This window comes from Poseidonibacter ostreae (assembly GCF_009208075.1).
GTDB lineage: Bacteria > Campylobacterota > Campylobacteria > Campylobacterales > Arcobacteraceae > Poseidonibacter > Poseidonibacter ostreae.
Genome location: NZ_WFKJ01000015.1, coordinates 19,794 through 40,192, shown reverse-complemented (window position 1 = coordinate 40,192; position 20,399 = coordinate 19,794). Strand labels below are relative to the sequence as shown.

19 protein-coding genes are annotated in these 20,399 nt (G+C 26.2%); 11 read left to right on the top strand and 8 right to left on the bottom strand.

The features are described from left to right. Positions 1-66: 66 nt before the first annotated feature. The gene (trpB, locus tag GBG18_RS06525; protein ID WP_152189513.1) at positions 67-1,284 is read left to right on the top strand and encodes a tryptophan synthase subunit beta; all 1,218 of its coding nucleotides are present in this window, start codon (positions 67-69) and stop codon (positions 1,282-1,284) included. Between the two features lie 85 nt (positions 1,285-1,369). Here the strand turns inward: trpB and GBG18_RS06520 are convergent, their stop codons facing one another. The 3 genes from GBG18_RS06520 to GBG18_RS06510 all read right to left on the bottom strand — a co-directional run bounded on the left by GBG18_RS06520 (position 1,370) and on the right by GBG18_RS06510 (position 4,444). After that, the gene (locus GBG18_RS06520) at positions 1,370-2,629 is read right to left on the bottom strand and encodes a toxin-antitoxin system YwqK family antitoxin (protein WP_152189511.1); all 1,260 of its coding nucleotides are present in this window, start codon (positions 2,627-2,629) and stop codon (positions 1,370-1,372) included. A gap of 309 nt (positions 2,630-2,938) precedes the next feature. Beyond that, on the bottom strand, positions 2,939-3,610 hold the full coding sequence (locus GBG18_RS06515; protein WP_152189510.1) for a hypothetical protein: 672 nt from the start codon (positions 3,608-3,610) through the stop codon (positions 2,939-2,941). Positions 3,611-3,625: 15 nt separating this feature from the next. Beyond that, positions 3,626-4,444 (bottom strand): ferritin-like domain-containing protein, encoded by an 819-nt coding sequence (locus GBG18_RS06510; protein WP_152189509.1) that lies wholly within the window; start codon positions 4,442-4,444, stop codon positions 3,626-3,628. Positions 4,445-4,497: 53 nt separating this feature from the next. Between GBG18_RS06510 and GBG18_RS06505 the strand changes: the two genes are divergently transcribed. From GBG18_RS06505 to GBG18_RS06495, 3 genes are read left to right on the top strand one after another with little or no spacing between them, the layout of a single operon-like run. Further along, a complete protein-coding gene (locus tag GBG18_RS06505) occupies positions 4,498-5,091 on the top strand; it encodes an MBL fold metallo-hydrolase (protein ID WP_152189507.1) in 594 nt (197 codons plus the stop codon). A 10-nt stretch (positions 5,092-5,101) separates the two neighbouring features. After that, entirely contained in the window at positions 5,102-6,007 is a 906-nt protein-coding gene (locus GBG18_RS06500) for a GGDEF domain-containing protein (RefSeq protein WP_152189506.1), read from the top strand. 10 nt (positions 6,008-6,017) lie between these two features. After that, positions 6,018-6,992: a GGDEF domain-containing protein gene (locus GBG18_RS06495; protein WP_152189504.1), complete on the top strand. Its 975-nt coding sequence runs from the start codon at positions 6,018-6,020 to the stop codon at positions 6,990-6,992. Between the two features lie 2 nt (positions 6,993-6,994). On the opposite strand, the gene cmoB is transcribed toward GBG18_RS06495, so the two are convergent. Next, positions 6,995-7,912, bottom strand: a complete 918-nt coding sequence (cmoB, locus tag GBG18_RS06490; protein ID WP_152189502.1) for a tRNA 5-methoxyuridine(34)/uridine 5-oxyacetic acid(34) synthase CmoB — start codon at positions 7,910-7,912, stop codon at positions 6,995-6,997. A 169-nt stretch (positions 7,913-8,081) separates the two neighbouring features. Between cmoB and ccsA the strand changes: the two genes are divergently transcribed. Continuing rightward, on the top strand, positions 8,082-10,871 hold the full coding sequence (gene ccsA, locus GBG18_RS06485; protein ID WP_152189501.1) for a cytochrome c biogenesis protein CcsA: 2,790 nt from the start codon (positions 8,082-8,084) through the stop codon (positions 10,869-10,871). A gap of 33 nt (positions 10,872-10,904) precedes the next feature. Further along, on the top strand, positions 10,905-12,194 hold the full coding sequence (locus tag GBG18_RS06480) for a M20/M25/M40 family metallo-hydrolase (RefSeq protein ID WP_152189499.1): 1,290 nt from the start codon (positions 10,905-10,907) through the stop codon (positions 12,192-12,194). A 26-nt stretch (positions 12,195-12,220) separates the two neighbouring features. On the opposite strand, the gene GBG18_RS06475 is transcribed toward GBG18_RS06480, so the two are convergent. After that, on the bottom strand, positions 12,221-13,036 hold the full coding sequence (locus tag GBG18_RS06475) for a DUF1853 family protein (RefSeq protein ID WP_193311087.1): 816 nt from the start codon (positions 13,034-13,036) through the stop codon (positions 12,221-12,223). Between the two features lie 8 nt (positions 13,037-13,044). After that, positions 13,045-14,142: a response regulator gene (locus GBG18_RS06470; protein WP_193311086.1), complete on the bottom strand. Its 1,098-nt coding sequence runs from the start codon at positions 14,140-14,142 to the stop codon at positions 13,045-13,047. A gap of 67 nt (positions 14,143-14,209) precedes the next feature. On the opposite strand from GBG18_RS06470, the gene GBG18_RS06465 reads away from it, so the two are divergent. Beyond that, positions 14,210-15,427 carry a response regulator gene (locus tag GBG18_RS06465; RefSeq protein ID WP_152189493.1) on the top strand — a complete coding sequence of 406 codons (1,218 nt, stop codon included), beginning with the start codon at positions 14,210-14,212 and terminating at the stop codon, positions 15,425-15,427. Between the two features lie 4 nt (positions 15,428-15,431). Here the strand turns inward: GBG18_RS06465 and GBG18_RS06460 are convergent, their stop codons facing one another. Together GBG18_RS06460 and GBG18_RS06455 are read right to left on the bottom strand one after the other, a co-directional pair. Beyond that, a complete protein-coding gene (locus GBG18_RS06460) occupies positions 15,432-15,902 on the bottom strand; it encodes a hypothetical protein (RefSeq protein ID WP_152189491.1) in 471 nt (156 codons plus the stop codon). Further along, entirely contained in the window at positions 15,895-16,239 is a 345-nt protein-coding gene (locus tag GBG18_RS06455) for a hypothetical protein (protein ID WP_152189490.1), read from the bottom strand. Before GBG18_RS06455 ends, GBG18_RS06460 begins: the two co-directional genes overlap by 8 nt. A gap of 79 nt (positions 16,240-16,318) precedes the next feature. Here GBG18_RS06455 and GBG18_RS06450 point away from each other — a divergent pair, with 79 nt between their 5' ends. The 4 genes from GBG18_RS06450 to GBG18_RS06435 all read left to right on the top strand — a co-directional run bounded on the left by GBG18_RS06450 (position 16,319) and on the right by GBG18_RS06435 (position 20,383). Then, positions 16,319-17,011 carry a TIGR02453 family protein gene (locus GBG18_RS06450; RefSeq protein WP_152189488.1) on the top strand — a complete coding sequence of 231 codons (693 nt, stop codon included), beginning with the start codon at positions 16,319-16,321 and terminating at the stop codon, positions 17,009-17,011. 6 nt (positions 17,012-17,017) lie between these two features. Next, positions 17,018-17,773 (top strand): class I SAM-dependent methyltransferase, encoded by a 756-nt coding sequence (locus GBG18_RS06445; RefSeq protein ID WP_308418456.1) that lies wholly within the window; start codon positions 17,018-17,020, stop codon positions 17,771-17,773. Positions 17,774-17,790: 17 nt separating this feature from the next. Further along, a complete protein-coding gene (ligA, locus tag GBG18_RS06440) occupies positions 17,791-19,740 on the top strand; it encodes an NAD-dependent DNA ligase LigA (RefSeq protein ID WP_152189484.1) in 1,950 nt (649 codons plus the stop codon). A 169-nt stretch (positions 19,741-19,909) separates the two neighbouring features. Then, positions 19,910-20,383: an acyl-CoA thioesterase gene (locus GBG18_RS06435; protein ID WP_152189482.1), complete on the top strand. Its 474-nt coding sequence runs from the start codon at positions 19,910-19,912 to the stop codon at positions 20,381-20,383. The last annotated feature ends 16 nt before the right edge of the window (positions 20,384-20,399 follow it).

The following is a 20,399-nucleotide window of genomic DNA, read 5'->3' as shown; positions in this document are numbered from 1 at the left end:
AATAAAATCATATTTATATAAAAATTAATGTAAAATATTTTTAATAAAATGCACTTAAGGAAAGACATGAAATCTAATTATTTAGAAAGTACACCAAATAAAGATGGTTATTTTGGTAAGTTTGGAGGCTCTTTTATTCCACCGATGCTTGAAAAACCATTTGAAGATATTAAAAATGCCTATGAGCAACTTAAAAACTCTCCAGAGTTTATTGATGAACTTAAATATGTAAGAAAGCATTATCAAGGAAGACCAACTCCAATTTCATTTGCTAAAAACTTAACAAAATATTGTGGTGGTGCAAAAATCTATTTAAAAAGAGAAGATTTAAATCATACAGGAGCACATAAATTAAATCATTGTATGGCAGAGGTAATTCTTGCAAAACATTTAGGAAAGAAAAAAGTTATTGCAGAAACTGGTGCTGGACAACACGGTGTTGCACTAGCAACTGCTGCTGCTTATTTTGGATTAGAGTGTGAGATTCATATGGGTGAAGTTGATATTGCAAAAGAACATCCAAACGTAATTAGAATGAAAATACTAGGTGCTAAAATTGTACCTGCTACTCATGGCTTAAAGACATTAAAAGAAGCAGTTGATTCAGCTTTTGAATCTTATGTTAGTCAAACAGATGATGCAATATATTGTATTGGTTCTGTTGTTGGTCCTCATCCTTTTCCCATGATGGTAAGAGATTTTCAAAGTATTATTGGTATTGAATCAAAAGAACAATTTATAGAACATGAAAACTCAAATCCTAATCATGTAATTGCTTGTGTTGGAGGTGGATCTAATGCTATGGGAATATTTGCAGGATTTATTGATGATGCTGATGTAAATTTAATTGGAGTTGAGCCAATGGGAACAGGAGAAGAATTAGGAGAACATGCTGCTTCTTTAACATATGGAGAAGAAGGTGTTATGCATGGCTTTAATTCTATTATGTTAAAAGATGAAAATGGTGAACCTGCTCCTGTTTATTCAATTGGTTCAGGAATTGATTATCCATCAGTTGGACCTGAACATGCTCATTTAAAAGAAATAGGTAGAACAAAAGTTGGTTTATGTAATGATAGTGAAGCTGTAGATGCTTTTTATAAGCTTTCTCAATTAGAAGGGATTATTCCTGCTCTAGAATCAGCTCATGCAGTAGGATATGCAATGAAACTAGCAAAAACTTTACCTGAAGATAAAACTATATTAGTTAACTTATCAGGTCGAGGGGATAAAGATATAGATTTTGTAGTTGAAAATCATACTATTCCAAATGCTAAATTTTAGTTGTTAATATTCAAAGTTTTACAAAAACTTAAATTAGGCACATGAGTTAAAATGTGCCTAAATAAATAGAAAAATAGTAAATGTTTTAATCATAGTCAAATCCTAAATTACTATAATGAGCATTAGTCATATTGGATTTTTTACCTTCATATGTGTATAAATATCCTCTTTTAACTTTTCCATTTTTAAAAGTAATATCTGCTCTTAATTTACCACCTTTATAGTATTGTTTTACTCTAACTGGTTTACCTTTATAGTATTTCGAGCTCCAAGACAATTGACCTTCCTCAAAGTATTCTTTTTTATTACCATGTTTTTTATCATTTAAATAATTACACTCATAGCTTAAATTACCATTTTCATAATACTTTCTATTATATCCATTAGCTTTTCCAAACTTATATGTAATTTCTTCTTCTAAATTCCCACTTTCATAATAATATTTTAAAGTCTTATCCCAAGATTTATTTTTAATAATACCTTCATATTTTAAATTACCATTTTCATAATATTTTTTCTTTATTCCATTTTGTTCACCATTTTTATATGTAATAAAATAATTTAAATTACCATTTTCATAATATTCTCGAGAAGAACCATTGATTTTCCCATTTTTGTATGTAATAACTAAAAATAGTTTTCCTGAATCAAAAAAAGCTTTACTCTCACCCTCTCTTAAACCATTTTTATAAAAATATTTAAATTTTATATTCCCTGAACTATCATATTCTAGTAATTCACCTTCAATTTTTCCATTTATATAAGTAGCTTTATATTTTAAATGTTGATTATCATGATAAATAAAAGAAAGACCTTCTTGTATTTTATTCACGTATCTTCTTTTTGCTATTAATAAACCATCTTTATATTCATAATCATAATTATAAAGTTCGATACCATTCTTATACATAGTTTCACCTAATAATATATTATCTAAATCGTATAATTTGCTACTACCATCAAGTTTATTATTTTTATAAAAATCTTCAAGAAACTTTGACCCATTTTTGTAAAACTTAGTTGATTTTCCATTTTTCAAACCGTTAATATAATTACTTTCAGAGAAAAGTTCTCCACTTTCGTAATATTTTTTTTCTAATCCATTCTTAATATTATTTATATTGTATTTAGTAATTGATTTTAATTTGCCAGATTTATAATACTCTTTTTTAATATTTTCATTAATTTCAGAGAATACTTCTACTCTTTCTCCTTTTTCTTTTCCTACTTTATCATTTACTAAGTTTTTTGTTGATTGAGGTATTTTTTGATTTACTAAATTTTCAACAGGATTACAACCAGATATAAAAATTGCAATTGATACTAGGGTTATACTTCTTTTCATATTTACTCCAAATAATTATTTCTTTATTTTAACAAAATAATTATTTAATATTATTAAGTTTATATTTTTATTTTAGATATATACTTATACTAAAACAAAATATCTATAATAGACACAGAACCTAAAAGTAGGAGAACTGGATTTATAATTGAAAGGAAATATTTCAAGTTTAATTATAAATATTTAGTTATTTTTATCAACTTAAAAAAATATTTTCTATTTAAATGAATATCTACTTAATTATTTGTTAAAATTATTTAGAATAAGAAGAACAAAAAAGACATCAATTTGTAGTTTAATTTTAGAGTTTTAAAACTGCTTTATTAAATTTTTATTAATATTATCAAGCTCTTCATATTTGGATTTTAACTGTTCATACTGAAGAGCATAATCGTTATATAAAAAAGAGTAGTTATTCTCATCTTCTTTTTTATATCTTCCATATTCATCTTTTGTTGTAGTAGATAAAGCGCTTAAAAAATCAAATGAATTAACAGAAGTTAATATTTCATCTAATCTATCTTGAGAAATTACATCTGTGACTTTTTTATCATTATTATCTATTTTTTTTGAAATAGAACTTTGTAATAAATCTGCTAAAGAGTTTGAAGAAGAGGAATTAAGAAAGCTATTTTTATCTTCATATCTATCAAAAAGATAAGAGTATCCTAAATCAAAAGTTTGTCCTAAAACAGTATTAAATAAAGCTTGTCCCAATATTCTATCTTCAGTAAATAGTGTTGCAATTCTTAGATTTTTAGCCATTATTTTATCTTCATCATCTACAAAAATTTTTTCTATTTCTTCTAAAGTGATACCTTTAATATTATCATATGTTAAAGAATCAGTTTTTGGAATATTAATATTTTCTATTTTAGAAGCAGAAACTAAAGAATCTAAAAAGCCTTTTGATTTAAGTAATGATTCTGATTCTTTAAGTTCATTTTTTAATAAAACTTCATTTATTGTAGATGTAATCATTTTAATACCTTTAAATTATTTACAATCATCTTTTTTAGATAGTATTTTTAAAACATCACAAGAAAACCCAGCTTCTTTTCTAGCTTCAAAATTTAAATCCATTTTTCTTTTTGTTGAACCTGGAAATACATCTTCAATAATCTCTAAATAAGTAGAATCATAATCTAAGTTTTCTAAATCGCAGGCATATTTGTACCAAACATCACCTTTTCTTACATGATCAACCTCTTCTTCTAAGATAATCTCTAAAACTTTTAATATTTTTCTATTAAAAGGATCATTATTAGATTTTAGTTTTTCCATAATTTTTGGATTTTGATCTAAACCATTTGCTTCTAAGTATCTAGGAACTGCTGCCATTCTTCGTAAAAAGGTAGGTGTATCTTGTAATGCTTCAAATAAGTTTTTATGTACAGGAAAATCACCATATTTTCCATCTAATTCATTTAATAACTTCTCTAACATCAAAAAATGTCTTATCTCATCACTAGCAACTTCTAACCAATCTTGATAATATTTTATTGGTAAACCTTTAAATCTCAATGCTGCATCAAGTGCTAAATCTATTGCAGAATATTCAATGTGTAAAATTGTATGTACTAAATATTTTTTACCTTCATTTGTATTAAAATTCTTTATTTTTGGTAATGATGTTGGTTTTACAATCTCTAAAAAAGTACCATAAGATGGCTCTTTTAAGTCACAAGGTATATATGAATCATTAAACGTATATTCGTTATTTAAAAAGTTTTTATAAAATTTGTTAAACTTATTTATTTTATCTTTTGGTTCACTTGTTAATAAAACATCTTCAAGTGTATTAAAATAATCCATTCGTAACCTCTTTCTTGATATAATTTAACAATTTTAGCAAACTAAGGTTTAAAATGGATATAAAAGTACAAGCAATGGGTGATTATCAAACAAATTGTTATATTGCAACAATTGATGGTAAAGATTTAATAATTGACCCAGGTGTTGATTCCCTAAGATGGATAAAAACTCAAGTAAAAAACCCAATAGCAATATTAAACACTCATGGACACTTTGATCATGTATGGTCTAATACAGCTGTGCAAAAAGAATATAATTTAAAAATTTATACGCCAAAAGATGATAACTTTATGTTAGAAAAAGATCCATATGGACTAGGTATGACACCCTCAACTGCTGATGTACTTATACAGCCAGATGAAGAGATTGAACTTGAGGGAATAAAAATAAAATTCCATCATTTTCCAGGTCATACACCAGGGTGTTCTGCAATACAAATAGATGAGCATCTTTTTACAGGTGATTTTATCTTTAAAGGGACTATTGGAAGATTTGATTTTCCAGCCTCAAATGCTTTAGAAATGAAACAAAGTATAAAAAAAGTTTTAACATGGAGTGATGATTTTCATATCTATCCAGGACATGGTGATAAAACTACATTAAGAAGTGAAATACCTACATTAAGACAGTGGGAAGCTAGTATATAAAGGGCTAAATTTGAATCAAACTTGTGAAAATATAATTAAAAAAAATGAAGAATTAAAACTATTAAATAGATTAGAAGATATCTATTTATCGATTTTTAAATATTTACAAAAAGAGTATAATATCTCTCAAATTGAGATATTACTAAAAACGATTGATAATACAGAAACTTTATATAAATCAGATGAAATTATATATGATGACTTTTTAAATAGCTTAAAATATATTGAAAATGAAACTACACAAATATATTTTTTAACTTATTCAAAAACAAAAGAAGATAATGATTTTGTAGTTCAAAATTTACCGAAATTAAAACTTACTTTAGAGTTTTTCTCATCTTCTTTATATAATAAATATTTAGAAAAATCTATTCATGAGCTATCAATAGTAGATTCTGTGACAGGCGCTTTTAATAGATCTTATTTAGATGTATATGTAGATAATATTTTAAATATATCAAATAGAGAACAAAAGAAAGTTGGATTTTTAAAAATAGGTATTGATCAATTTAAAGCAGTTGTTGATGAGTTTGATTATACTATTGGAGATAAAGTCTTAGTTGAGTTAACTTCAACACTAAAAGAGAGTATTAGAATATCAGATATAGTAATTAAAATGTCAGAAGATGAGTTTTTAGTTATTCTTTTGAATGTAATTAATGAAAATAATGCTACAATAGTTACAGATAAACTAATTAATAATTTTTCTACAAGAAAAGTTTTAGTTAATGAAGAGACAAGTCAAACTCTTAAGAAAACTATTTGTGTAGGTATGTCTATTTATCCGGATGATGCAACAAATGTCGATGATGCGATAAAAAGAGCTGATATTGCTTTATATGAAGCAAGAAATATGGGTAGAAGCAAATCTTACAAGTATAGTGAAGAGAGTGCAAATACAATTGATTTTTTTTAGGTGGTAAATTTTGAAAAATAATATTTTAGACTTAATTAAGTCATCTGCAGATAACGAAAATGACTTTTTAGCCCTTAAAAGTATATTTAGTTTATATGAACAACTACAATATGCAACAAATATCAATCAAATGGCTGATGATATTTATACTTGGTTAAATAATGAATTCAGTATTGATAATGTAGTTTTTGCATTATTTGATATTAATACAAATTCAAGAGAAGAGATTTTAGTAAAAGGTGAAGACTTTTATTTAGATGATGATTATTCTTGTTTTTTTATTATAAACACACATACAAATTTAAATGCTACAGTATCTTTTAATGCTACATCAAATGTACATTTTCAAGTAATACAATCAAAATATAGTACTATTGAAGCAGCATTTTTTCAAATTTCTCCAATAATTCAAAATGGAATAATGAAGAAAAACTTTATAGAATCTTCTTCTTTAGATTCTGTAACAAAAGTTTATAATAGAAACTATCTAATTGAGAATCTTACAAAACATCTTAATTTAACGAAAAATAAAGAGAATGAAATATACTTCTTTATGGTTGGTGTTGATCACTTTAAAGCTGTAATTGATGAATTTGATTATGATGCTGGGGATAAAGTACTAATTGAGTTAGCCAAAGTTATTCACTCAAATATAAATGAATTTGATATGGTAGCAAGACTTAATGCAGATGAGTTTTTAGTTACAATATTAAGTAATTCTTCTGAATTTGAGGCAATTGATACAGCTCAAAGAATTATAAAAGATTTCTCAACTAAAAAAATATTAGTAGATGAAGAGAATGAACAAACATTATTAAAAACTACATGTATTGGTTTTGAAAAACTTGATGTTAATTCTGATGGAAATATTACTGATTCAATAAAAAATGCAGATATTGCACTTTATGAAGCAAAAAATAAAGGCAGAAGCCAATTATTTAAATTTTCTGATTTAACAGAAGAAGATACAATAGATTTATTTTAAATCTATTGTATCTTTCTAGCTTTCATATATACTCTTTTAGGAGCTGGATACCCCTCAACTGTTTTAGTCTTATCATTTTCATCTAAAAAATCTTCTAAACTTTGATCAAATGACCAAGGTGTTTTTCTTTGCTCTTCACTAGTTGTAGTTGTAACTGCAATTACTTCAATATTCTCAAACCCTGCTCTAGTTAACCAATTTGTTAAAGCTGGTATTGTAGGTATGAAATAAATATTAGGAATTTTAGAATACCTTTTATTTGGCGTTAAACAAATCTCATCTTCACCATCTATCATAAAAGTATCAATTAAAATTTCACCCTTAGAGTTTAGTCCCCTTGCAAGTGATTTTAAAGTTCCAACTGGGTCAGCTCTATGATATAAAACACCTAACATGAAAATAAAATCAAATTTATGATTATAAAATTCTAAGTGCTCTACTCCTAACATTTCATATGTAATATCTGATTTTACGAAATGATTTACAAATTCAAATTGATGTAATGTTAAAGGTGCAGGATCAAAACCAATTAATTTTTTTGGTTTATCTTCAAGCATTCTAAACATATAATATCCATTGTTACAACCAATATCGGCAACAACTTTATCTTTTAAATTAAAATGAGGTCTGATTAAATTATATTTAATATTACTTTGCCATTCACTATCAATTTCAATTCCAAAAAGATTAAAAGGTCCTTTTCTCCAAGGAATCAGTATTTTAGCCGCTTGTTCTAGTAATTCAAATTGTTCAGTACTTAAATCTTCTTTTTTCCCAACACTAAACCAATCACCATAATCAATTGATAAATTATCAATATTTATTTTCTTTGCAACTTCTTGAATTTTTGTATACCAAGGTTCTACATTCTTCCAAGTTCTGCAATCTTCTTTCTTTTTTTGTAATGTTATTAAATCCATGCGCAATTATAAGTATTTTTAATAAAATGTTATCTTAAATCAATAAGAATCAAACTCTTCTTTTGCTATAATTCTTTTTTTATCACAAATATTAAATAAATGGTTCATTGTTAACGATTAGTTAACCACTTATGAATATAATTAGACAATTATTTAAAAAGGATTTTTATTGAAAATTTCAAGCGTCTTATTCTCTTTTAAGACTACATTAATTTTACTTGCTATTTTAGCAATTGGAGCTGGTTATGCTACCTTTATTGAAAATGATTTTGGTACTTCATCAGCTAGAGTATTAGTTTATAATAATATTTGGTACGAAACAATATTAGTACTTACAACTATTAATTTAGCAGGTATTATTTTTAAATATAAGATGTGGAAAAATACTCCAAGATTTATATTTCATCTTTCATTTGTAGTTATTTTAATAGGTGCAGGAGTTACAAGATATGTAGGATATGAAGGTATTATGCAAATTAAAGAAGGTACTACAGAAAACAGAATGATTTCTCTAGAGCCTTATTTACAAGTAACAATCAAAGATGGCGATAAAAAGTACTTTAAAGAGTACCAAATGGAATTCGCAGCATTATCAGAAAATTCAGACTTTGCAATTAGTGTGGAAAAATTCTATAATAATTTTGACCATACTATTGCTTTTGGTGAAAATGAAGTTAATGTTTTATACAAAAATTACTTTTTAGCAAAAAAAGGTAATGCTAAAATGGGTATGCTTACTCTTGATGTAACAATTAACGGAGAAACACAAGAAATAAAACTACCAGGAAGAAGAAGCCAAAAAGGTTTAGAAAGAGACTTACAATTTGGTGATGTAACTGTATCATTAGAGTATGGTTCAAAAGTACTTACTTTACCATTTGCTATTAAATTAAATGATTTCCAACTTGATAGATATCCAGGAAGTATGTCTCCATCTTCATATGCTTCAGAAGTTACTGTTATAAAAGAAGACTCTGATACTTATGATTATAGAATTTTTATGAATAAAACTATGCATGAAGGTAACTTTTTATTTTTCCAAAGTTCATATTTCCCAGATGAAACAGGTACAGTATTATCTGTAAATAATGACCCTGGTAAATGGCCAACATATTTAGGTTACTTCCTTTTAACTTTAGGACTTTGCTTAAACTTCTTTGATAAAAAATCAAGATTTAGAAAACTTACTAAATATGTAGATTCTAAAAGTATTGCTTCAATAGCTGCTGCATGTATCTTTGCTTTTAGTGCAACATCACTTAAAGCAGAAGAAACAGACGCCCAATTTAAAGCAAAAGCACAAGAAACAATTCAGTACTTAAAAACTTTTAAAGAAGAATCAGCAGAGACTGCAAAAAACTTTGCAAGACTAGTAACACAAAGTTCTTCAGGAAGAATGAAACCAGTTTCTTCTTTAAATAGAGAAATAGTTCAAAAACTAAGTGGAAGTACTGAGTTTTTAGGTATGAATGCTGACCAAGTTGTACTTGGTATGTTATCTCGTCCTGAAATTTGGAGAGATGTTAAAATGATTAAGATTAAAACTCCAAAACTTAAAAACTTTCTTGGTGTTGATAAATCTAGAAAACATATTGCTTTTTCAGAAGTATTTAAAGATGGTAAGTATCTTTTAGCTAAAGAATCAGAAAAAGCTTCTTTATCAAAGCCAAATGAAAGAGGAACTTACGAAAGAGATATTATAAAAATAGATGAAAGATTAAATATTACTTATGCAGTATTTAATGGAAGTTTATTTAATGTTTTTCCAAAAGTTGAAACAGCTGAAGAAATAAACAATGCAAAAATCAAGCATAGATGGTATACACCAATGGATGCTATGAATGATTTTGAAGGTAGAAATAAAACAGCAGTTGAAGCAATGACAAGAGGTTTAATTAACTCAATTATTCAAAATAAATGGACTGATGCAAATAATTTTATCTCTATGATGGCTACATACCAAGAAAAAGTTGGTTCAAAAGTAGTATTAAGTCAAGCAGAAATTGATAATGAAATTATGTTTAATGAAATTGATATTTTTCCTAAAGTTATGCTAGCTTATATTTTCTTAGGAATTATTATATTAATTGCTGCATTCTTTGTAGTATTTAACCCTAGTATTAAACCTAAGAAAACTACATTTGTTTTCTTTGTATTACTTTCTTTAATATTTGCTGTTCACACTTATGGTATGGGATTTAGATGGATTATTTCAGGACATGCTCCATGGTCTGATACATATGAGACTTTACTATATATTTCATGGTCAGCTGTATTTGCAGGGATTATGTTCTTTAGAAAATCTTTACTTGCATTAAGTGCTGCTGTAATTGTTGCAGGTATATTCATGTTTACTGCACATTTAACAGGAATTGATCCACAAATCACGAACTTAGTTCCTGTATTAAAATCATACTGGTTAACAATTCACGTATCAATTTTAACAGCATCATATGGATTTTTTGCTCTTGCTGCTATCTTAGGATTTATGACATTAATTATGTTTATTTTTAGAACAAACAGACCTCATATTGATGAAACAATTAAACATGTTACTGCAATTATTGAAATTGCATTAATTGTTGGACTTGCTGCTATTACTATTGGAAATTTCCTTGGTGGTATTTGGGCAAATGAATCTTGGGGTAGATACTGGGGATGGGATCCAAAAGAGACTTGGGCTTATGTATCAATAGTAATGTATGTAATAGTTGTACACTTAAGATTTGTTAAACCTCTTTCAACTCCATTTATATTTGCAACAGCATCATTATTATCGTTCTCTACGATTTTAATGACATACTTTGGAGTTAACTTCTACCTTGCAGGAATGCACTCATATGCTACAGGAGACCCTCTTCCAATTCCTACATGGGTTTATTATGTAGTATCACTTATTGTTATTACAATAGCTTTAGCTTATAAAAATAGACATTTAAAACCACTAGTTAAAAACTAAGAAGAAATTCTTAGTTTTTATAAAGGAAACCCCTTGAGTCAAATAATAGATATATTTAAAGAAATCACTTCAATTCCTAGATGTTCAGGAACTCACAAACCTTTTATCACTTATATGCAAAACCTATCACAAGAAGCTGGATTTTTATGTATTGTTGATAATCATAAAAACATCTTAATAAAAAAAGAAAATTCATCTGCAAAACTTGCTTTCCAATCACATTATGATATCGTTTGTTTAAGTGATAATTGTGTTCCAGTTATTGTACAAAATGGTGATATTTTAAGTGCCGAAAATTCTACACTTGGAAGTGATAATGGAATTGGTTGTGCATATATGATTCAATTAATTCTTGATGGAGTTGATGCAGAATACTTATTTACTTCAGATGAAGAAATAGGATTAATTGGTGCGAATAACTTAGCGCTAGAATTAAAAGCTCCTTATATGTTAAATCTTGATAGTGAAGAAGAAGCTTGTATTTGTATTGGTTGTGCAGGTGGTGTTGATATATTTGCAACAAATTCTAATAAAAGAATTGTTCCAAATGATGAAAATCTGGACCTTTATGAAATAAGTATTTCAAAACTTCAAGGTGGACATTCTGGAGTTGATATTGATAAAAATATTCCTAATGGAATCAAACTTCTTGCAAAAACAATAAAAAAAGCAAATGCAAAACTTTTAGATATAAATGGAGGGGAGAGAATAAACTCAATTCCAGTAAATGTAAAAGCAATAATAGCTTCAAAAAATTTACCAATAGCAAGTCATGAAAATATGACAATTACAAAAATAGATACAAAAAGTGAACACTTAAACATCTATGATGATAAAATTATTGACTTTATTTATAATTTTGAAAATGGTGTAAGAAGTCTAAATAAAGATTTAGGTGTAGTTCAAAACTCTATTAATCTTGCAATTATTAAAACACGTTTAGATGAAATTAAAATTGAACTAAGCGCTAGGTCTATGGCAAATGATGAATTAGCACAATTAAAAGATGAAACAATAAAAATGCTAGAAGTGCACAACTTCAAAGTTACTACAGATGGAAAATATCCAGCATGGAAACCTGATATAAATGAGTTTACAAATAAAGTATTAGAAATCTATAAAGAAGTTAATCCTAAAGCATCACTTGAAGCAATTCATGCAGGATTAGAATGTGCAATATTTAAGGATAAATATCCAAATATTAAAGTAGCTTCAATAGGTCCAAGTATTGAGTTTCCTCATTCTAAAAAGGAGAGAGTTTCTATTACTTCTGTTGAAAATGTTTTTAAAGTAGTTCAAAAAATAGTAAAAGAAATATCTTAAAATAAGAGCTTAGAACTTAAGCTTTATTACCACCAAGTTACAAAAAATCTTTCAATAATAACTTCACCCTCTTCTATTTTCCTAGACCAGACAAGAGGTGAAGCTGTTATTTTTATAAAAAAATCTAAATCCTCTTTAGCCTTTTCATAACTTTCCCAGATTTTATTTGATTTAGGATTACTTAACCAATCAAAACGATGAGGAACAAAAAATTGCATCTTTTTAAAAGAGTCATCTTCACAAAACTCTTTAAAACTTAAGTAATAGCCATGAATACAGTCATTGTTAATCAAATCAAAATCTTTTTGTTTTAAATGTCTTGGTAAAAAAACATTTCCTTTAAAAAGTATCTTTTGCTCAATATTATCTAAATCAACACCTTCTAAATATGCTTTAGTGTCTTTATTAAAAAGTAAGGGGAATTGTTTATTTTTAAGTTTCTCTAGTTTTAAAAGTAGAGTATCACTTCTATTAGGACCTACATATCTATCTATTTCATTTTCAAAGCTATCATCATAGACATAAAACTTGTATTGCATTTCTACATGGATATATTTATCTTTTTTCTTATCAAAAAGAATAAAATCTATTTCACCTAAAGTCTCTTTATTATGAATAATTTGTTTGTTTTTTATAACTTTTTCATATCTAGAGGAATTCTCGATTATTGCTTCAAAAAAGTACTCTACCCTCTTTCCTAAAGGAAGCTGTTGTAGAATTTCAATATTACTTATGTCAAATTTTTCAATATCAATATCTTCAATATCAAATAACTCTAAATCATAAAAACTATTGTCAAATAAAGAGGGAGTATTGTAAAAACCTTTAAATTGTTCAAACAAAATATTTATTACTCTTCACTATTTTTAATTTGAATATTAAAACAAGCACCTTCATACTTAGAACTATTATATTCATATTCCACATTCTCAACTGTAATAATTCCATCTAAATTATTCTCTACAATTAGTTTTGACATATATAGTCCTATTCCTGTACCTGTAGTTCCTTTTGTACTAAAGTATTGATTAAAAATAATATTGATATTTTTAGAATCAATTTTAATACCCCCAGCATTATCTTTTATTGAAAATGATATATTTCCTTCTTTTTTCTCTATATCTATGAAAATATATTTTTCTCCCTCAATTTTTGATAGTTCATCTATTGAGTTTTTATAAAGATTGATTAAAACTTGTATTAATTCATTTTCATAGCTACATAAATTTATATTGTCATTTTCTGTAATAATTATATTTATATTATTGATTTGAGAGGAAACTAGTTTTTCAACTTTTAATAATGTATCTTTAAAATAAAAGCATTTTTTTATTTTATTTGGTTCAAAATAATTATGAAAATCATTAATTGTATCATTCATATATCTAATAGATCTATTTATATCATTAATAAAATCTTGATCATATTTTTTATCTAATTCCATTGCTGTAGAGCATAAAGATATTGTATTTAAAGGCTGTTTCCACTGATGTGCAATATTTTGAATCATTTCACCCATTTCAGCCATTCTTGATTGTACAATAAGAAGTTCTTCATTTTTTTTTAATTGAGCTTTTAATCTCGATTTATATTCAATCTTTTTTAATTCATTTATAAGTTCATCAGTATTTATTGGTTTTACTAAAAAGTGTTTAACTCTTAACTTTACAGCTTCTATAAAATATTTACTTTCATTAAAAGAAGAAGCTATAATAATTGGTATTTTAATACCATCTTCTCTTAGCTTTTTATACATCTGTAAGCCTGTCATATCTTTCATTTGAATATCTGAGACTATAACATCAGGCATTATCTCAGGAATTTCTTTATAAGCTATTAGAGAATCACTAAAACTATAAACTTCTTTTACTTCTCTTTTTAAAATTTTTGTTAATTTATTTAGAAGTTCTAAATTATCTTCTAAAATCAATACTTTAAGGTTTACCACTATTAAGCCTTTTTTAATTATAATTGATAATATATAAAAAATGATTAAAAAATAATAAAGGTTTTTTTTGAATTCACAATTAGATGAAATAACAATATTATTAGTTGAAGATAATAAAAAAGATAGAGAGCTGATAGTTAAAACACTTTCAAAATATTTTAAAAATATTATTGAAGCAGAAGATGGTAAGATAGGTTTTGAAATCTTTAAAAATAATAAAAATATTGATATTATAATCTCTGATATTAATATGCCCAATTTAGATGGAATAGATTTATTAAAACTAGTTAGAATGTCAAGTTTATCTATACCTTTTATAATTACTACAGCACAAATTGATTCAGAAGTATTGATGAAAGCAATTGATTTAAATGTTAGTTCATTTCTTTTAAAACCTATTAACTTGACAAAACTTTTAGAAAAAATTGATATTTTGTGTGAAAAAAGACATATAAAAAATAAATTAAAATTAAAACAAAATGAAATAAAACACTATATTGAAGCTGTTAATAAAGTATCTTTAATATTTAAAATGACAGCAGATGGAAGCATCACTTATATGAACGAAAGTATGAAGTTAATTTCAAAATATAATGATAATGAAATATCAAATTTAAATTTTGATCAAATTATTCATCCTGATATTCCTAAAAAATATATTGAAGATACTTGGACAAAAATTAAAAGCAATGAATTATGGCATGGAAATACAAAGTTTGTATCAAAGGACAAGGAAGTATTTTATTTAAACAATACAATTTTTAAAATAAAAGATTTATCAAAAGAAGAGTATATAACTATCGCTTTTTTAAATACCAAAGAGAATCTAGAAAAAAGAGACTTTCATAAAAAAGTTTTACTAAATATTAAAGAAGCAAATAAAAAAGAGTATGAATTTAAAAAAGAGATTATTAACTTAAAACAAAAAATTCAAGACTATGAGAAGTTTATTGAAGAGAAATCTGATGAATCTTTTGATAAATTACAAATTAAAGTATATAGTAAAGAGAAGCAAATAAAACTCTTAGAAAAAGAAAAAATTAAGCTAGAAAGTAAATATGAATCAATGCTTATAACAAAAAGAAATGAAGTTAAAGTACATATAGATACCGCACATAAATATAAAGTGGAAATAGATAAACAAAAAGAAGATACAAAAGAAGTAAAAAAAGAAATTGATGCTACTCATAAAAAGATTTTAACCTTATTAGATGATATTACTAAAAAAGATAAAACAATTAAAGATTTAAGATTTATTATAAAGGAAATGGATAATAAATCTTAAAAAGTTATAAAACAACGTACTTACAATTATAAAACTCATCTAGTAGTATTTCAATAGCTGACTTATTTAAAGCATCTTTATAAGCTATTGCATACCTAAACTCTACATTTTTAATCTCTAATTGATTTTCTTTTACATACTTAATTGCTGTAGTATAAAATGATTTTATATCATCATCTGTAATAGATTTTGCTTCAATTGAGTTATTACATTGAATTAAAATTGTTTTATCTTCTTTAGTACAAACTAAAATTGATTCACTTTTAACTATTGTATAAGAAATATCTTCATACTTTTTTATAGCACGAACTTCTAAAGTTAAACCATTCTTCTCATTTTCTTCATTTTTATTTTTTCTGTTTTTTTTATCTTTATTATCAATATATTTTTTAAATAAGACAATCGCAATAACAATTGGAAGTAAGTGCCACAATTGATACAAAGCGTTAATTACTATATCACTTAAACTACCCATTGTTTTTAACCTTATTTATTTCCATAGTATATTTATATACCATGAAATCGAACATTTTTGTATTTTCATTTTTTTGAAAGAAAAAAACCATTTCTATTAATCTAAAAGACATTCTAAAGAATCCTGCAAAAGGAACTAAATATGTCATTATTGTAGAGTAAGTTCTGTAAGGATAGTAGTTATCAAGCTCTTCTTTTAACTCTTTTAATACCATACTCTCTTTTTGTAGTGTATCTCTATCTTGTGTTGAGATTGTTCTAATTGCTAGAAAGAAGTTTATTACGAACATCAAAGCATTTAAATTCCAACCAATTATACATATATCTAAGTAGCTCATATATTCTCCATTGTTTATTAAAAGAATTATATCTAATTGTTTTTGATATAATTTGAAAAAATAATAAAAATGGAAAATTATGACTTTTAATGGATTTAAAAAAGAAGGTGTAGAGTTTTTAAAACAATTAGAACTAAATAATACAAAGGTTTGGTTTGAAAACAATAGACATATTTGGGAAGAGAATATATTAAAACCAAATGTAGCTTTTGTAGAGGAAATGGGAGAGACTTTAGAGATTTTAGTTCCTACAATAAAAGCAAAACCTAAAGTATCTGGTTCTTTATTTAAAATATATAGAGATACAAGATTCTCAAAAGACAAAACTCCTATGAAAGATAAAATTGGAATAATCTTTTGGCAGGGTCAGGCTCATAGAATGCAAAGTGCTAGTTATTATTTCTTCTTTAATACACAAATGTATTATATAGCTACTGGAATTAGAACTTTTAAGCCACCTTTATTAAAAGCATATAGAAAATATATCCAAAATAAAACAAATGCCATGAATTTACACAATATCTTACAAGATATAAAACAAAAAGGCTATCAGACACCAGAACCAAAATACAAAAGATTGCCACAAGGTTTTAAGCAAGAGGATGAATACTCTTATCTTTCAAAGTATAATGCAATTTTTGGCTTTCAAACATATGAACTTGATGATACTTTTTACAGTGAAGAAATTGTTGATAAAGCTTTTAAAGTTTTTCAAGATATGGATGAGTTAAGACAATGGTTGTATGAGTTAACACTTACAGTTGAGGATTAATTTACTATATTAAATCATTTTAGTATAATCACTTTTTATAAATACAAAAAATGGAAAACAATGAAATTAATTGAAGATAATATTACACAAACTTTAGATGAGATGTATTTAGTAGAAACACTAAACTTAGATAATAAAACAATTTTAGAGTTAGGTTGTGGAAATGCATCTATGACAAAAATGATTGCCCAAAATGGTACAAATAGAAAAGTAATAGCTTGTGAAGTAGATAAAACACAACATGAAAAGAATTTATCGTTAAATATTCCAAATATTGAGTTTAAACTAAATGGTGCTCAAGATATTAAACTTGATGATGAAAGTGTTGATATGATTTTTATGTTTAAATCTTTTCATCATATTCCATATGATTTAATGAAAAAAGCACTAAAAGAGATTAAAAGAGTTTTAAAACCAAATGCTTTAGTTTATATTTCTGAACCTTTATTTAAAGGTGAACAAAATGAACTTATTGCAATGTTTCATGATGAAGAACAAGTACGTATTGATGCCTTTACTCATATCAAAGAAGCAGTAGAAACTGAAGAGTTTAAACTTTTTAGAGAAATATTCTTTCAAACAGAAGTTACCTATAAAGATTTTGAAGATTTTAAAACTAAACAAATGAACTTATCTTATAATGATAATAATATAACACCTCAATTAGAAGAAAAAATAAAAAATAAATTTAACAGCTATAACAATGGTAAAGAGACTTCTTTTATGAAACCATTTAGAGTTGATATCTTACAAAAAATATAAAATTAAGAGTAAAAAGCATGACAAACAACGAATATAAAGAAAAAATAGAAAAACTAATAAAATGGGCACATGCATATTATGTAGAAGATAATCCACAAGCAAGTGATGAAGAGTATGACCTATTAAGTAGAGAGTGTTTAGCTTACGAGCAAGACAACCCTGCTCTTTCACATCCAAACTCACCAAATAAAAGAGTTGGTGGTTTTATACTCGATGGTTTTAATAAAGCAAACCATTTAAGTAGAATGTGGTCACAAGAAGATGTGTTTAATACAAAAGAACTTGAAGACTGGATTAATAGAGCTAAAAAAGTAAATACAAATTTAGAGTTTTACTGTGAACCAAAGTTTGATGGAGCATCTTTAAACCTTATATATGAGAACGGATTATTAAAACAAGCAATTACAAGAGGTGATGGAACTACTGGTGAAGATATTACAAATAATGTAAAAACAATTCACTCTATTCCTTTAGAAATAAAAGAGAAATCACTTTTAGAAATTAGAGGTGAAATTGTAATTAAAAAAGCGGATTTTGAAAAAATAAATCAAGATAGATTAAAAAATAATGAAGCTTTATTTGCTAACCCAAGAAATGCAGCTGCAGGAAGTTTAAGACAGTTAGATCCAAGTATTACTGCAAAAAGAAAGCTATTTTTTAATGTTTGGGGAATTGGTGAGAATTCTTTAGAGTTTACTAGAAATAGTGATATGATGGAATATATCTACTCATTAGGATTTGCTCATCCTCCAATGACAACTCATACAAAAACAGTTGAGGGAATCGAAAAACTTTACCATGAAATAATTGCTGCTAGAAATGATATAGAAATGATGCTTGATGGAATGGTTATAAAAATTGATGACTTAGAAACACAAGAAGAGTTAGGTCATACAGTTAAGTTTCCTAGATATTCATGTGCATATAAATTTCCAGCAGTTGAAAAAACTACAAGAATAAAAGATATTATTCAGCAAGTTGGACGAACAGGAGTTATAACTCCTGTTGCAGTTGTAGAACCTACACTTATTGATGGTTCTACAGTTGAGCGAGCTAGCTTACACAATTATGATGAAATTGCAAGACTTGATTTACGAATAAATGATGAAGTAATTATTATAAAAAGTGGAGATATTATTCCAAAAATCACAAAAGTATTTACAGACAGAAGAGATGGAACACAAGAAGAGATTCAAAGACCTAAAGAGTGTCCACAATGTCAAAGTGAACTTTTAGATGAAGGAACATTGATTAAATGTCAAAACCTTGATTGTCCAAGTATTGTAGCAAACTCTATTATATATTTTGCATCTAAAAACTGTATGAATATCGATGGTTTAGGAATAAAAATAGTTGAGCAATTAGTTAGTGAGAAAAAGATTTATGATATCTTAGATTTATACTCTTTAACATATGAAAAACTTCAGGATTTAGAAGGATTTAAAGAGAAGAAAATATCTAATCTTTTAAACTCAATTGAAAAGACAAAAGGCACAACACTTCATAGAGTTATAAATGCCTTAGGAATTGAGCATATTGGAGAAGTAGCTTCAAAGCAAATATGCTTAGAGTTTGGATTAAATGTAATTAGTATTGATTACGATTCGTTAGTTGCTCTTGATGGTATTGGGGAGCAAATGGCTAACTCTTTTACTGAGTTTATGAGAGTAAATAATGACTTAGTATTAAAACTACTAGATATAATAAAACCAGAAATAGAAACAAAAGTAGAAATTCAAGAGAATAATTTCAAAGATACTACAGTTGTATTAACAGGAACTATGAGTGTTAGTCGTGGAATTATAAAAAAACAACTAGAAGCTCTTGGAGCAAAAGTTAGCTCTTCAGTTTCTAAAAAAACTGATTATTTAATATATGGTGAAGATGCTGGAAGTAAATATGATAAAGCAGTTGATTTGAAGGTAAAAACTTTAACAGAAATAGAAATGAATGAATTAATAAATTAAATTTTTATTTTTATGAATAATAATTCAGTTACTTTATCAAATAAAATGTGTTACTTTTTTATATAGTTCATTAAACTATATGCATAATTTATACAATTGCTATGCTTATACTATGTTTTTATTTTATAATGAGTCAAAATTTAAATATATATAGAATAAGGCTACGTAAATGAGTGAAGAAATAAAAAGAGAAAAATCATTAACTATGACTATGCTAATGACACCTGATAAAGCTAACTTTTCAGGGAAAAATGTTCATGGTGGAGAGATATTAAAAATGCTTGACCATGTTGCATATGCTTGTGCAGCTAGATATACTGGAATGTATGCAGTTACGTTATCTGTTGATATGGTATTATTTGAGAATCCTATTAAAATTGGTTCATTAGTTACTTTCCATGCATCTGTAAACTATACAGGAAGAACATCAATGGAAATTGGTATTAAAGTAATTTCGGAAGATATTAAAGATCATACAATTAAAAATACAAATGTATGTTACTTTACAATGATTGCAGTAGATGAAGTAGGAAAACCAACTCCTGTTCCAAAGTTAAATCTTGTAACAGAAGATGATAAAAGAAGATATGAAGATGCTATTAGAAGAAGAGAATCTAGAATGTCTGCAAGAGGTGGAAAATAGTAATTTAACAAATTAA

Excerpts from the sequence above, each read along its gene's own strand:
- trpB (WP_152189513.1), top strand. The coding sequence starts at position 67 with ATGAAATCTAATTATTTAGAAAGTACACCAAATAAAGATGGTTATTTT.
- GBG18_RS06520 (WP_152189511.1), bottom strand. The coding sequence starts at position 2,629 with ATGAAAAGAAGTATAACCCTAGTATCAATTGCAATTTTTATATCTGGT.
- GBG18_RS06515 (WP_152189510.1), bottom strand. The coding sequence starts at position 3,610 with ATGATTACATCTACAATAAATGAAGTTTTATTAAAAAATGAACTTAAA.
- GBG18_RS06510 (WP_152189509.1), bottom strand. The coding sequence starts at position 4,444 with ATGGATTATTTTAATACACTTGAAGATGTTTTATTAACAAGTGAACCA.
- GBG18_RS06505 (WP_152189507.1), top strand. The coding sequence starts at position 4,498 with ATGGATATAAAAGTACAAGCAATGGGTGATTATCAAACAAATTGTTAT.
- cmoB (WP_152189502.1), bottom strand. The coding sequence starts at position 7,912 with ATGGATTTAATAACATTACAAAAAAAGAAAGAAGATTGCAGAACTTGG.
- GBG18_RS06460 (WP_152189491.1), bottom strand. The coding sequence starts at position 15,902 with ATGGGTAGTTTAAGTGATATAGTAATTAACGCTTTGTATCAATTGTGG.
- GBG18_RS06455 (WP_152189490.1), bottom strand. The coding sequence starts at position 16,239 with ATGAGCTACTTAGATATATGTATAATTGGTTGGAATTTAAATGCTTTG.
- GBG18_RS06450 (WP_152189488.1), top strand. The coding sequence starts at position 16,319 with ATGACTTTTAATGGATTTAAAAAAGAAGGTGTAGAGTTTTTAAAACAA.
- ligA (WP_152189484.1), top strand. The coding sequence starts at position 17,791 with ATGACAAACAACGAATATAAAGAAAAAATAGAAAAACTAATAAAATGG.
- GBG18_RS06435 (WP_152189482.1), top strand. The coding sequence starts at position 19,910 with ATGAGTGAAGAAATAAAAAGAGAAAAATCATTAACTATGACTATGCTA.